Genomic DNA, 14245 nt, shown 5'->3' on the forward strand with positions numbered 1-14245 from the left:
AACTATTTTCTTCATCATTATTCTTTAACTAATTCTAAGTCAGCAGTGATTTTAACTTCATCACTTGCAGCCTCAACTGGCGTTGTAGCTCCAACCCCGAAATCAAGTCTTTTAAATGAACCTGTCATTTTGAAACCACTTACTTCTTTTTTGCTTCTTGGATTTGTAACAGTTCCATTGTGAACAGCAGTCATTTTAACTTCTTTCGTTACACCATGTAAAGTCAAATCACCAACAACTGTGTATTCGTTTTTCGATTTCGCAACTTTCGTAAATGATTTGCTTACAAACGTAAATTTTGGAAATTTTTCTGCATCAAAGAAATCTGCACTTTTCAAGTGACCATCACGCATTTCGCTAGCTGTGTTAATGCTACTGATGTCTCCTGATACTTCCACTTTAGCATCTGAAAAATCGGTGTTTGCTGAAGTGATTTTTGCTTCGTATGTGTTGAAACTTCCATTCAAATCAGAAACTCCCATGTGTACCACCGAAAAACCAAGTCTCGAGTGTACTGCATCTGAAGACCAGATTGAAGAGGTTGCTAGTGTAAATGAAAGTGATAATCCTGCAAATGCTGCAGCTACAATTGTTAATGTACGTTTCATATTTGTTTGTGTTTATTTATTTACTTATTTAAATTATCATTATCCGCTACCGCCGATATCTTTTTTCGCCAGCCACGGCTGGCTCTTATTTGTTATTAATTACTTGATTTAAACTTCCAAAAGAATGGAACGAGTGACAAAAAGGATAATGCAGGAAAAAAGTGCATTGGAATTGCTAATCCGGGAAACATTTCTGGAGATTCCATATCCAAAGGCAATCTGAAGGATAAAATGGATCAATCACAAAAGTTGGGGAGGAATTTGAATAGAATTTAGAACTTTGGAAAAAAAAGCGATTGGATCCACAAATTGAACTATTGAAACTGGTACTTCCAGAGTTATTGGTTGATTTCTTTGACTTCATGAAAGTTGAAAAGCAAAATGAAACGTTGCATCTTTACTTTGAAGAATTAAATAAACCACCAACAGAGCATCTTCATAAAGAATTAATCTCTAAAGGATTCCATGATGAAATTACGATTCAGGATTTTCCACTCAGAGGTAAACATGTTTTTCTGCATGTAAAGCGCAGAAGATGGACTGATAAGAACACCAAGGAGATTGTTCAAAGAGATTGGAATATCGTTGCTAAAGGTACTCGCATGACCGATGAGTTTGCCTCTTTTTTAAAACAAATCAGTCGCTTCTAAACCGTTCAGCTGTCATACTATTGGTTCATTTTATGGTGTCAAGGGTAAGAAACTACAACGACAGCATAAGGATTGGTTAAGTGATTTTAGGAACTGGGAACAGCTTGCTCATGCCAAAGAGTATTTACTTTTTACCGATAATATTGGAACTCATTTATCCCTGGATGAAACCTCTCTATCTCAGGGTGAGCTTTACACCATCATCACCAACAAAGCAGCCAAAGGAAAACAAGGATCCATTGTCGCAATTATAACAGGAACCAACTCCGAATACATTACAACAATACTTCAAAAAATTCCACTAAAGCTTCGTAAAAAGGTAGTAGAAATAACTCTGGATATGGCTGGAAGCATGAATTTGATTGCAAAAAGAAACTTTCCAGATGCTGTGCTTGTTACAGATCGTTTCCATGTCGAAAAACTAGCTTTGGAAGCCGTTCAGGAGCTTCGCGTAAAGCATCGATGGGAAGCGCTCGATGCAGAAAATGAAGCCATTGAAAAAGCAAAGAATCAAAAGAAAGCATACCATCCTGTTATCCTTGAAAACGGAGATACCATCAGGCAATTATTAGCAAGAAGCAGATACGTACTTTATAAAAAACCTTCTAAATGGACCTTCAATCAAAAACAACGAGCGGAAATCCTATTTTATCTTTATCCGGATATCCAAATAGCTTATCAACTAGCACAACAACTGAAAGGGATTTTTGAACAAACCAAAGACAAAATTTACGCTTACACCAAATTGGCCAAATGGCATGAAAAAGTAACTAAAGCTGGTTTTAAATCTTTCAACTCCATATCTAGAACAATCCAAAATCATTACAAAACAATCCTCAATTACTTTGATAACCGAAGTACAAATGCTTCCGCTGAAGCCTTTAATGCCAAAATAAAAGCATTTAGATCTCAATTTAGAGGTGTTAGGGATATCCAATATTTTTTATTCCGATTAACGCAAATTTATGCTTAGTCCCCAGAATTTGGTCTTGATCCCTTTTTATCGGATCAATCACAAAAGTTGGGGAGGAATTTGAATAGAAAAACAAAAGGAGAACGTTTTCACATTCTCCTTTTGTTTTTAGGGAGGGAGACGGGTCTCGAACCCGCGACCTCTGGTACCACAAACCAGCGCTCTAACCAACTGAGCTACAACCTCCGTATTGTGGTGCAAAATTAAATATTTCTATTGAAAATCCTACAGGGAATTTCATTTTTTTTTCTTAAAAGTAGTATTTATCAGAAAATGAGTGGTTTCCACAGTAAAATAACCAACTAAACATCTGTTGTTGATAACCAATCTCTTGGGTTTGTGATTCAAAAGCCTGAAACTTTACATTTGTAGTATGAGTACAAAGAAGCTTAAAATTGGGGTTTTCGGGGCGGGGCATTTAGGCCGTATACACATTCGACTTCTATTAGAATTAAGTGACTTATTCGATTTTATTGGTTTCTATGATCCTTCGGATGAATCGTCTGAAAAATCAATTTCAGAATTTGGTGTTACTCGATGGGATGACATGCAAGAGTTGATCGAAGCATGTGATTGCGTAGATGTCGTTGCTCCTACATTGCACCATTACGATATTGCTTACAAAGCTCTTCGTTCGAGTAAACATGTTTTTATAGAAAAACCAGTTGCTGAAACAACCGAACAAGCTAAAATATTACTGGATTTATCACGTGAAGCTGGTGTTATCGTTCAAGTTGGGCATGTTGAGCGCTTCAATCCTGCATTTAGAGCGGCTGAATCACTCATTGTTAAGCCGATGTTTTTTGAAATCCATCGCTTAGCTCAATACAATCCACGGGGGACAGATGTTTCGGTTATTTTAGACTTGATGATTCACGATTTAGATATCGTGTTAAGTTGTGTCAATTCTTCTATTAGAAGGATTTCTGCTAGCGGTGTAAGTGTTGTTAGCAAAACACCCGACATTACTTCTGTTCGCATTGAATTTGACAATGGTTGCGTTGCAAATTTAACAGCATCACGTATGTCTTTAAACAACATGCGGAAAACGCGTATTTTTCAAAAAACAGGTTATTTGGTCATTGATTATTTGAACCAAACAGTTGACCAAATCATGATTACTCCAAAAGATCAAGAAGCTCCTGGATTTTTCAGTTTTGAACTGAATGATGATGTGAACTTTTCAGCATTAAAACCTGAGGTAAAAAAATCAAATGCCATACAAGAAGAATTTCGATCTTTTCACAACTCTATCGTTCATAATCAGCCTGTTGTAGTTTCAATAGATGATGCTTATAGAGCGCTCGATGTTGCTTATCAAATTATTGATAAATTGAAATCGGGTCATCTATCGGTTTTCGACAATAATTAACGTAAATTTGCGTTAGGAACGGATAGACTTTATCAATGAAATATATTTATTTTTTTATTCTTCTAACTTTTGGATTATCTAGTTGTGTGAAGAATAATGCACTCCCAATTTGGCTAGAAATAAACACTTGGGACTTGAATCCAAGTTTAAATCCTCTAAACCCACAAGGTGAATTAACTCACAATATCACGGATGTATCTGTTTATGTAGACAATAAAATAATTGGGGTTTTTGAAGTTCCGTGCAAAATTCCAGTTCTTCTTTCTGGTTCGTGCAAAGTAGTTCTTTTGCCAACCATTCGTAACAATGGCATCTCCTCCACAAAAAAAGTATATCCGTTTTTAACTCAATTTGAAACTACCCTTGATTTGGTACCTGGACAAACCTATACAATTAATCCAACAACGGAATATTACTCAAGTACTGTTTTTTGGATTGAAGATTTTGAAAACTCTACCATCAAAATTATTGATGATTTAACGGTGTCAAACGCAACCATGAACAAGGAAAGTAATAGTTCCATTGGTCATTGGGGAAATTATGGTCATATCGCTTTAAACACAACCGATTCACTTTGGATGGGGGTAACATCAGATTCATTGTATTTACCTAAAAGTGGAGCCGAAGTATATTTAGAAATCGATTATATGAATACAAACTCTGTTTTAACAGGAGTTTTTTCTTATCCATATGGAGCTCTCCAAAACAACCCAAATATTTCTATGAATCGGCAAAATTCCGATTTGAAATGGAAGAAAATATATATTGATTTGAAAGATATTGTTTCAAACTCAGGAAATTCGATTTATTTCAGACAATATATCCGTACTTTATTGGATCCTGATTTAAGTCAAAGTGATATCTATATTGATAATATCAAAGTGGTTCACGCTTTATAGAATAATTAGTTCGAATGCAAAGATTGTTTAGATGGCTATTTATAGGAAGTGACTTAATTACTGCGGCTTTATCGTGGGCATTATTTTACATCTACCGAAAAACAACCATAGAACAAGAAGGATTTTTTTTCAATCAAACGTTTTATTATGGAATCATTTTCATCCCAATCCTTTGGTTGTTATTTTACACACTTCAAGGAACCTATCAGGATGTAAGAAGATTATATCGATTAAAAATCCTGTCTTATACAGCTTTTGCTACCATTTTTGGCTCTATCGTTTTATTTTTCGCCCTATTAATTGATGATGATGTAAGTACATACTTCAATTATTATCGCTCACTTTTAACACTTGCTTTACTTCATTTTGGACTAACTTTTTTCTCTCGATTAGTTATCACAAGTATTCTAGTTGGCCGAATTCATTCCCGAAAGGATGGTTTCAAAACGCTATTAATTGGTGGTTCTGAAAAAGCTGTGGCCATTTACCAAGAAATTGAAAGTATTGAAAAAGGAGGTGGAAACAAATTCATTGGTTTTGTTAATCTAAATGGGATTGACAAACTTTTAGAGAATAAAATGCCTTATCTCGGGCATGTAGACCAATTGGAAAAAATTATTGCTGAAAACAAAGTAGAAGAAATTATTATTGCTTTAGAAAGTACGGAGCATGAACGATTAAAAAACATTATTTCTAGAATTAATAGTGAAAACATTGTCATAAAAGTTCTTCCTGATATGTACGACATATTATCTGGATCGGTAAAATTGAACAATATATTTGGAGCATTGCTGATGGAAGTTAATGCTGAAGTTATGCCCTATTGGCAGCGCATTGCAAAAAGAGTATTCGATATTTTCTTTTCAATTCTTGCTATTATTCTCCTAATTCCAGTTTATATTTTCTTGACAATAGCTGTCCGGTTATCCTCTCCAGGACCAATTCTTTTCTTTCAAGAAAGGGTTGGATTAAATGGACGACCTTTCAAAATTATCAAATTCAGAACCATGTTTATTGATGCTGAAAAAGCTGGACCTCAACTTTCAAGTACCGATGACCCGCGCATTACTCCAATCGGAAAATTCATGCGCAAGGCTCGTTTGGATGAATTTCTTCAATTCTTCAATGTACTAAAAGGTGATATGTCATTGGTGGGACCTAGACCCGAAAGACAGTTTTTCATTGATCAAATAAAAGTCAGAGAACCGCAGTTTTTAGAACTTACCAAGGTAAGGCCAGGAATTACATCTTGGGGACAAGTAAAATATGGATATGCAGAAAATGTAGATCAAATGATTCAGCGTATGAAATTCGATTTGCTTTACTTGCGTAATCGATCCATTGCATTAGATCTGAAAATATTGATGCATACTGTTCTGATAATCGTAAAAGCTAAAGGGAAGTAGTGAAAGTAGCAATAACAGGTGGTAATGGACATATTGGGAATGCCATTATTGAAGAATTACTTCGCAGAGATTATACAATCAAAGCACTTGTTCATTCAAAAAGCAACTTCTTGGAAAGTAGAGCTGTTGAAATCGTAAAAGGTTCTTTGTTAGATGAGAATTCACTCACTGAACTCATGAAAGATTGCGATTATTTGATTCATTGTGCAGCTATTATTTCAATTTCGGGGGATCAGAATGGATTGGTTCAAGAAATCAACATCAAAGGATTAGAAAATGTACTCCGTGTTGCTTTAAAAAGCAATTTAAAACGTGTTATTCACCTTTCTTCTGTTCATGCATACAATCATCAACCAATGAATGAATTGTTGAATGAGAAGCGAAATTTTGTTTCTGACACAGCTTATCATTACGATAAAAGCAAACGAGATGGGCAACTTCTTGCACATAAATACTTTGAAGCAGGCTTGCCTATTATTGTTGTAAATCCAACTTCTGTTTTCGGTCCACCAAACTATGCGAAGTGCAAACAAAACAGCGCATTTATCTCTATGTCTAAAGGAAAAGTTCCATTCGTATTCAAAGGAGGATACAATTGGGTAGATGTGCGAGATATTGCAAATTCAATTTGTAATGCACTCACTCAAGGTCAAATTGGAGAATCCTATATTCTTGGTGGAAATTATTATACACTGAAAGATTTATCACGGGTAGTTGCCAAAGTTTCCAATAAGCGAATTCCTTGTTTTGAAGTCCCTATTGGATTGGTGAAATCATTTCTGCCAATAATTGGAAGATATTATAAAATAAGAAAACAAGATCCTTCTCTGACCAAAGAAAGCATCGAAATTTTAGAATTTGGAAATAAACAAATTAATTCTGAAAAAGCAAGGAAAGATTTAGGTCATAATCCGCGACCAATAGAAGATACGATGAAAGATTTATTAACTTGGCATAGCGAGAATCAAAAATCATGACACAAGAACAATTCTATTACTTCTGCTACGTCTGGATCGGAGTGGGCGTTATTGCATTTTTAGGGCTTCAATTCAAGGATGCGCCTTACGGTAAATTCACCACTTCCAAATGGGGGCCAACGATGTCTAATCGCTGGGGATGGGTTATTATGGAAGCATTTGTATTGGTTGTTCTTTATTATTTCATTCTTACAAGCTCTAAAAAACTCTCAGCTGTTGATTGGACAATCGTTAGCTTGTTTACTGCACATTACATCAACAGAAGTTTCATTTATCCATTCAGAACACGTACAAAAGGCAAGCAAATACCTGTGAGCATTGTAGGAATGGCACTATTCCATAATTTAGCAAACGGATTCCTAATCGGCTATTATCTCTCTCATTTTTCTTCCTATACGAATGATTGGTTTACTTCTTGGCAATTCATTGTTGGAATTACTCTTTTTGTAATTGGAATGTTCACGAATATCTATTCTGATACTGTTTTGATCAGGTTAAGAAAAAATCCTACAGATGGATACAAAATTCCTTTCGGACGCCCATTTAACTTGATTTCTGCACCAAATTTAGGTGGTGAATTATTGGAATGGATTGGTTTTGCGATTCTGTGCTGGAATCTTCCTGCTTTCTGCTTTGCGTTCTTTACTTTTTGTAATTTATTTCCAAGAGCACTTGCGAACCACAAATGGTACAAACAAACATTCGCAGATTATCCGAAAGAAAGAAAAGCGGTGATTCCTTTTATTTGTTAGTGATTTACTCTAATTTTCATAAATTCAAACGAAACAAAATCAACCATTTAATCGGGTAAACTATCTATTTTATTATTTCACTACACGCAATAATAAAACCAAAAACACTTATAAACTTACTGAATACGCTTAAAAAAAATGAATAACTATTTTTTTATAGAAAATGTTCACATGATATTTTTTTTTTATTAAATTAGTTTTTCAATAATAAAATTGAAAAACCATTTATTTATAAACCATTAAATCAAAAATCTTCATTTATTAACTATTTAAATGTGCGGTCACATGTTTAAAAGTATCCAAATAATATATTGACCGGTATATTACTCGGGTGCGAACGTAGCAATTATTGGTTGCCGAAAAAATTATTGTTATATGAAAATAACTGATTTTCAGTTCTTAAAAGAGTAGGCCTATTTTTAAACACTTAATATTATGTCAAAGTTCAATAAAATGATTTCAAAAATTGAATCAAGTGAAATCTCAAAAAAACAAATTAAATCCATGTTAGGGAGTATCCGAGGAGGAGAAGACACAGGTTCTGGAGCTGTAAGTTCAAGATATACCTCAAACAGTAATGCTTGTGATGGTACTGCTCTTTGCTTTACCTGTCTTCCTCCAGTAAAGAAATAATAAACTAGGAAATAAATTCAATATTTTAGTAAAGGCGATTGTAAAATACAATCGCCTTTACCTTTCTTTTATTAGACTAATTTACGACTTCTATGAATTTCAAAATTTTCGCAATGATTTTCGCTCTCTACTACTTGAACACAACTATTGCTCAAGTAGATAGCCTTTCTCCGAAAATTTCAAATTCTCAGCTAGTTGATTTTGAAATTTCTAAAAATTCAGATCTAAAAGAAGGAATATTAAATTTACATTCCTTTATTTCAAAACAGGATACAAGCTTAACAATATGTAAAGACGGAATTGAATATCGAGATTTTATCTTATCTGAATTTTTTCCTGAGTATTATCCGCTATACTATTTAGAGTATCATTTGCTTAATATACTTCAAATAAATGACACCAAATTTGAAGTTGAGATTCTTAATAAACTTGACTATGAAAAACTAGGGAATGATTATTGTTTTCAATTTGAAGCAAATTTCATTTATAACGCAATTTTATCTAAAGTAAATAATAAGTGGGTGGTTGATTTATCACTTAGACATGCTAATTACCAGAAACAAAAAACATCCTTTGGGAATATTTATCACCTAAACAACTTAAATAAAGGTTTTTACAAAGACTATAAGATGTTTTTGAAAAAAACATCAAAACAATTCCATCTTTCAAAACCGAATGAGAAGCTCAATTACATTATAGGAAATTTTGAAATATTTGGATTTCCATATAGCATGTCAGCCACTAATCGTTATTTCAAAAAATTTCATCTGATTGTTAGCAAACATAATATCAGTATAGATAAGCACGAATTCTCACATTATTTTTTTCAGGACTACTCATTTGGCTTGTTTTTAAACGAAGGACTTGCTGTATATAATGGGGGGAGTATGGGTATGACATTCACGAACTTCTTGAAGTTTGTAAAAGAAACGTACATTGCTACCTTTTCAGATGAAGAACAAAAAGTATTAATTGAGAAGCTCCTTATGAATCAGATAGAAGGTGGTTCTTTCTTACCAATTTATTATGCCTGTTCCGGATTAATATTGCAAGAGTATTTTAAAAAGAATGGAACCGAACATTTTATAGAATTACCTGAAAATGATTGGAAAATTAAACCTGCAGACTTTTTATCTAAATATTTAGAAGTACCTGCCGATAAACAGGTAAGCTATTTAATTGAATTACTAAAATAAAAAATCATCACATCATTAAACACCATTATGTTTGATTTTAATACCACCAGCGAATCCATTGACTTTATTCAGAATCTGAATAAGCATATTCTAATAGAAGAGAACCAACAGGTATTCCCTTTTGCGGAAAATAATTTTTATGGGATGATATTTCCATTGAAAAGGTACATTACAACTAACCTAAATACAATTATTAAAAAAAAACAAGGAACTGATACAAATTGGGCAAGTTATTCTTCCATAACGGAATCATTTTCAAACGACATGTATTCTTATCTCATAACCGAACTCCTGAGAAACACGTTAAAAGCAGAAAAAAAACTTGCATTAGAGCATGCGTTTATTGATGAAGCTGATACCCACTATCAGTTTGTTGAATTGACAAATGATTCAGAATGGATTCGATACTTCTTCCAGAAGTATCCAGTACTAGAAACATTAATTAATCATTTTATTGAAACTCAGCTATTATTTTGCAATACTCTTCTTGAACGCATTACAAACGATATAAAAGAACTCCAAGGATTTTTTCAATTTTCAGGTAAATTGGAAAATATTGAGCTTTATAAAGGCGATCTACATTGCGGAAATAAATCAGTGTGTAAACTAATTTTCACAGATAGAAATATTTATTATAAGCCACGTAATTTTAGAAACGATCAAATTCTTATGCAATTGCTGGAAAATGAAGATCTAATTTTGAAAATTCCGCCATTTATTGAAAAAGGTGATTACGGGTATTCTAAAGATATTTTCAACAGTCAAAATGATGTCCCATCACACAAAAAAACAGAGGATTATTTTTATCAATTAGGTAAAGTAATCAAGTTTATAACATGTAATCAACTGGAAGATATTATAGGTGAAAACTTAATCTATTCAAATGGGAATTTATTTTTGATTGATTCCGAAAGTATATTCATGCCAAAAATTATTGATGAAAACAATCGGTTTCACCAACAATCAAAATTGCTTGAATTATCGGTTGCAGGCACATCTTCCATCCCAAGTAAAATAGGACTTTTTGAATATGATTATTCCTTTATACTGCCATCAAAGAGAAGTAAATCCAGAAATATCAATAATGATCAGGAGTTATTCAATTTCATTTTTAAAAAAGAAGTAATCGATACTTATCTGCCTGATTTTTATTTGATCGAAAATAGTGAAGGGTACATTGCCTGTATTTATCATTTAATCTCAGGATATAAAGACTATCAAGTAGAAACAAAAACCGACACAATCAATCAGATTGATCAAAATATGACGCGTATTATTGTAAGAGATACTGCGAGATATGCTCAATTAATGGATTACTTATATCATCCGGAATTTCTAATCGATAAGGAAATTTTCCTGAGGCAACTGGCTGTTTTACTACCTATGAAAGAAGAAAAACTGGCAGATATTAATCGCTCTGAAGTAAATCAAATTCTTAAATTGGATATTCCGATGTTCTATCTTTCCAGTGGAAATTTGTATAATGACAGAAAAGAATTAATTATACACGATTTTTACAAAAAAGAAGAGAGGCTTATGAAAGTCTATGATCATGTATTTAATGAAAAAATTCTATTTTCTAATTTATTAATGCAACTACCTGATAAAGATATTTTTAATAATTTATTCGGAAACGTCAGTAAATTAAAAATAACTGAATCCAACCTGATGTCTCAAGTCGTAGATATTATTCAATCTAATATCTATTATAACGAAGTTCCATTAATTTTAAATCCAATTCCAGACACAAGTAATTTACAAATTTCAAAGAGATTTTCTGCAACTATTAGCTTAATGAAAACTGGTTTGTATGACGGTACTGATGGGTTATTATTAGCTATTTCAAACTTAAAAGAAAAAGATAAATCACAGGAATCAAAGCAAGTAATAGAACAACTATCTAAGTTCGGACATTCCGTTTTCAGATCTTCTCTAGAAAATTTAGGGTTCAGTGATTTTGGTTTGTTTCATTCAGCATCTGCATCTATAATTTCGTTCATTATATATGATATGATTTATATCAAATCCAATAATAATCTTTTATTAGAACGATTTATTCAGCAGTTTTCTAACTACTTAAAACAAGAGGAAGACCTCAACTTTTCTTTTGTGGATGGAATTAGCTCAACCATTTTGTTTTTGGTAAACAATTCTCATTTATTTGAAGATAAAACGAACTCAGAGTTCGAAGATCAGATTAAAGCTACTCTTAATAAATTTTCCCATGTTATCGAAGAAAGAGATATCAATATCTTACGAAAATGGGATATGAGAAGCCAGACTGCTGGTTTTCTTATTTTATTAAACACTCTTGAGAAAAAAAATATTTCAGATAATTTTATAGCAGCGAAAAAAGCTGAATTAACCAACCAATTGATAAATGACATTGAATTCATTCTAAATAACATTCACACCTTAGATAATAATTATAGCTGGTATACTGGTTTTTCTGGTATTATTTCTCTTTTGATTTCCCTTGAAATTCCAGAATCGACTAATCTATTGAGTATTTTTTCAGAGAAATCCAGTTTCGAAAATATAAACGGCTTTGGACTATCAGGAGGCAGTTTAGGTCTCTTATTAATCAATCAACAATTAGCGGATTTAAATCCGTCGAAATATAATAAGACAGTTAACATGACCTTTGAAGATCTCTTTCATCTAGATGGTGATATTCATATGAAGTCGATGACTTATTTTGGTTTGTACAATGGGTTATCCGGATTCCTAGCTTATGGGAATGACGAAAGTATCGAATTTTTAATCCCCAATAACAAATGGCTCTCCCTTGAAAATTTCGCTCTTAAATAACACCATATTGAACGAGGTTAATACTTTAATTGACTAGAAGAAAACTCAAATTTAAAAAGTATCTAAAGATGATAATCAGACTAAACTTTTTCATACACAGCAATCGCCTCAATGTGACTGGTATGTGGGAATTGATCTACCAACGATAATTTGGTCAATTTATATCCCCCTTTTTCTAAAGTCTCAGTATCTCTTGCTTGAGTTGATGGATTACACGAGATATAAACCAAATGAGACGCACCCAATGCAATTACTTTCTGAAGTGTTTTAGGCGCAATTCCAGCTCTTGGCGGATCTAAGACGATTGTATCAATTCGATTCAAATATTCTGGATGCAAGGTCAAAAATTTCCCAACATCCGCAGCAAAGAAATGGAGATGACTTAAATTGTTGCGTTTCGCATTACGTTTCGCATCTTCAATCGCTTCTTCAACGATATCTACACCGATAATTTCTCCCGCATTTACACGTTGTGCTACTAATTGACCGATGGTTCCTGTTCCGCAAAACAAATCCATGATTACTCCACCATCTTTTGCATGATCGCACACGTAATCAATTGCTTTGGTATAAAGACGCTCAGCACTTTTCGGATTCGTCTGGAAGAAACTTTCCATGCTAATCTCAAATGAAAGACCCAACATTTTCTCAACTACAACAGAATCTCCGTATAATAATTCACTGGTTCCGTTTTCAATCTTGGCACGATCTGCAATATTATCATTGATTGTATGCCAAACACCAGCCAATCGATTTCCTAATTTCTCAGTCAAAAAGGCAACAACCTGCTTTTTATCAAACTTCTTTATTCCTGCAGAACTTGTTACAATATGAAGCAATATTTTATCCTGATCAAATGATTTGCGAACGACAATGTGTCTAAAGAATCCTTCTTTTTTTGGTGGATGCCAAGCTGGGAGTCCGAAGGTTTTTAAAAGATCTCTAAATTGAGGCAAGATTGTTTCCCATTGTTCATCAAACAAACCACTTGGCTTATTCAAATTTTCGACTTTCCACCATGTTCCTCTTCGTTTGAAACCGAGTGCAAAAGCATCGTCAAGCTCTTCTCCTGTTTCTGGAACATGCTCGATACATGAAAAGCTATACTCCATTTTGTTTCTGTAAAAAAACGCTTCTGGAGATGAAATAAAGGTGTCAAACAAAGCCGAAGGATCTGGAATTCTTCCAATTTTTCGGTAAACATCCAGCGTAGCTTTTTTCTTGTATTCTTGTTGAAGTTCAATCGGAACAAACAAATATGGTGCTCCAGAAATTTCTTGAAATGGCAATTCCTTTTCAAGTGGAGAGCGTTCTATAACATCGAGTAATTTACATTCAGCATGTCGTTTTCTTTTCTTGTCTACACGTGCTCTTACAAATTGACCTGGAAAGGTGTTTTCAACGAATAAGATAAAATCTCCTTCTTCGGATTTCATGCGCGCAATTCCTTGACCGCCAAATGCGAAATCGTCGATTTTAATTTCTATAATTTGATTTCTATGTACCACTTTGTTGTTCTTACAATTCTTGATCGACTATATCTTGAATTGATTTATTTTCTAAAATACGCAGTGTTTCGTTTCGAACATCGATAAACACTTTGTTTAATCCACATGTTTTCTCATCCGTACATTCATCACAACGCTGGTAATAATTGAGACTTACACATGGAAGCAAGGCTATTGGACCATTAAATAGGCGAATGATTGTTGAAATTTGAATTTCGGTAGGAGTTTGTCTTAAAAAGTATCCACCTCCCTTCCCCATTTTGGAGTTGAGAATCCCTTGTTTTTTTAAATCCAAGAGAATAGACTCTAAAAATTTACGCGGAATATGACCGTTTTCTGAAATTTCAAGAATTAAAGTTGGTTCATTAGCTTCCTTCTTTGCCAAATAAGTCAAAGCATGCAATGCATATTTTGTTTTCTTTGATAACATAAGGTTTTATCTATTGAGGCTAATTTACAA

13 protein-coding genes and 1 tRNA gene are annotated in these 14245 nt (G+C 33.4%); 10 read left to right on the forward strand and 4 right to left on the reverse strand.

The features are described from left to right. Positions 1–17: 17 nt before the first annotated feature. Complete coding sequence (locus tag FLUTA_RS01270; protein ID WP_013685038.1) at positions 18–608, reverse strand: YceI family protein; 591 nt, start codon at positions 606–608, stop codon at positions 18–20. Positions 609–904: 296 nt separating this feature from the next. Here FLUTA_RS01270 and FLUTA_RS21695 point away from each other — a divergent pair, with 296 nt between their 5' ends. Continuing rightward, on the forward strand, positions 905–1258 hold the full coding sequence (locus FLUTA_RS21695; protein WP_043023560.1) for an ISAon1 family transposase N-terminal region protein: 354 nt from the start codon (positions 905–907) through the stop codon (positions 1256–1258). A 19-nt stretch (positions 1259–1277) separates the two neighbouring features. Continuing rightward, positions 1278–2231: an ISAon1 family transposase gene (locus FLUTA_RS01280; RefSeq protein ID WP_043023561.1), complete on the forward strand. Its 954-nt coding sequence runs from the start codon at positions 1278–1280 to the stop codon at positions 2229–2231. Between the two features lie 111 nt (positions 2232–2342). On the opposite strand, the gene FLUTA_RS01285 is transcribed toward FLUTA_RS01280, so the two are convergent. After that, positions 2343–2418, reverse strand: a tRNA-His gene (locus tag FLUTA_RS01285). Positions 2419–2604: 186 nt separating this feature from the next. Between FLUTA_RS01285 and FLUTA_RS01290 the strand changes: the two genes are divergently transcribed. From FLUTA_RS01290 to FLUTA_RS01325, 8 genes are all read left to right on the forward strand, one after another. Further along, complete coding sequence (locus tag FLUTA_RS01290) at positions 2605–3603, forward strand: Gfo/Idh/MocA family protein (RefSeq protein ID WP_013685040.1); 999 nt, start codon at positions 2605–2607, stop codon at positions 3601–3603. Positions 3604–3638: 35 nt separating this feature from the next. Then, entirely contained in the window at positions 3639–4502 is an 864-nt protein-coding gene (locus FLUTA_RS01295; RefSeq protein WP_013685041.1) for a hypothetical protein, read from the forward strand. A 14-nt stretch (positions 4503–4516) separates the two neighbouring features. Then, the gene (locus FLUTA_RS01300; RefSeq protein ID WP_013685042.1) at positions 4517–5908 is read left to right on the forward strand and encodes a sugar transferase; all 1392 of its coding nucleotides are present in this window, start codon (positions 4517–4519) and stop codon (positions 5906–5908) included. Then, positions 5908–6885: an NAD-dependent epimerase/dehydratase family protein gene (locus tag FLUTA_RS01305; RefSeq protein WP_013685043.1), complete on the forward strand. Its 978-nt coding sequence runs from the start codon at positions 5908–5910 to the stop codon at positions 6883–6885. The genes FLUTA_RS01300 and FLUTA_RS01305 overlap by 1 nt, the downstream gene beginning before the upstream one ends. Beyond that, positions 6882–7637, forward strand: coding sequence for a phosphatidylethanolamine N-methyltransferase family domain-containing protein (locus FLUTA_RS01310; RefSeq protein ID WP_013685044.1), 756 nt, complete (start codon positions 6882–6884; stop codon positions 7635–7637). The genes FLUTA_RS01305 and FLUTA_RS01310 overlap by 4 nt, the downstream gene beginning before the upstream one ends. 435 nt (positions 7638–8072) lie before the next feature. Then, on the forward strand, positions 8073–8270 hold the full coding sequence (locus FLUTA_RS01315; protein ID WP_013685045.1) for a hypothetical protein: 198 nt from the start codon (positions 8073–8075) through the stop codon (positions 8268–8270). 113 nt (positions 8271–8383) lie between these two features. Next, positions 8384–9466: a hypothetical protein gene (locus FLUTA_RS01320; protein WP_148235368.1), complete on the forward strand. Its 1083-nt coding sequence runs from the start codon at positions 8384–8386 to the stop codon at positions 9464–9466. Between the two features lie 27 nt (positions 9467–9493). Further along, on the forward strand, positions 9494–12277 hold the full coding sequence (locus tag FLUTA_RS01325) for a DUF4135 domain-containing protein (protein ID WP_013685047.1): 2784 nt from the start codon (positions 9494–9496) through the stop codon (positions 12275–12277). 80 nt (positions 12278–12357) lie between these two features. On the opposite strand, the gene rlmD is transcribed toward FLUTA_RS01325, so the two are convergent. Then, positions 12358–13785 carry a 23S rRNA (uracil(1939)-C(5))-methyltransferase RlmD gene (gene rlmD, locus FLUTA_RS01330; protein ID WP_013685048.1) on the reverse strand — a complete coding sequence of 476 codons (1428 nt, stop codon included), beginning with the start codon at positions 13783–13785 and terminating at the stop codon, positions 12358–12360. Between the two features lie 10 nt (positions 13786–13795). Continuing rightward, a complete protein-coding gene (locus tag FLUTA_RS01335) occupies positions 13796–14215 on the reverse strand; it encodes an RrF2 family transcriptional regulator (protein WP_013685049.1) in 420 nt (139 codons plus the stop codon). Between the last annotated feature and the right edge of the window lie 30 nt (positions 14216–14245).

The organism is Fluviicola taffensis DSM 16823, assembly GCF_000194605.1.
Taxonomy (GTDB): domain Bacteria; phylum Bacteroidota; class Bacteroidia; order Flavobacteriales_D; family Crocinitomicaceae; genus Fluviicola; species Fluviicola taffensis.

Excerpts from the sequence above, each read along its gene's own strand:
- FLUTA_RS01270 (WP_013685038.1), bottom strand. The coding sequence starts at position 608 with ATGAAACGTACATTAACAATTGTAGCTGCAGCATTTGCAGGATTATCA.
- FLUTA_RS01290 (WP_013685040.1), top strand. The coding sequence starts at position 2,605 with ATGAGTACAAAGAAGCTTAAAATTGGGGTTTTCGGGGCGGGGCATTTA.
- FLUTA_RS01295 (WP_013685041.1), top strand. The coding sequence starts at position 3,639 with ATGAAATATATTTATTTTTTTATTCTTCTAACTTTTGGATTATCTAGT.
- FLUTA_RS01300 (WP_013685042.1), top strand. The coding sequence starts at position 4,517 with ATGCAAAGATTGTTTAGATGGCTATTTATAGGAAGTGACTTAATTACT.
- FLUTA_RS01310 (WP_013685044.1), top strand. The coding sequence starts at position 6,882 with ATGACACAAGAACAATTCTATTACTTCTGCTACGTCTGGATCGGAGTG.
- FLUTA_RS01315 (WP_013685045.1), top strand. The coding sequence starts at position 8,073 with ATGTCAAAGTTCAATAAAATGATTTCAAAAATTGAATCAAGTGAAATC.
- FLUTA_RS01320 (WP_148235368.1), top strand. The coding sequence starts at position 8,384 with ATGATTTTCGCTCTCTACTACTTGAACACAACTATTGCTCAAGTAGAT.
- FLUTA_RS01325 (WP_013685047.1), top strand. The coding sequence starts at position 9,494 with ATGTTTGATTTTAATACCACCAGCGAATCCATTGACTTTATTCAGAAT.
- FLUTA_RS01335 (WP_013685049.1), bottom strand. The coding sequence starts at position 14,215 with ATGTTATCAAAGAAAACAAAATATGCATTGCATGCTTTGACTTATTTG.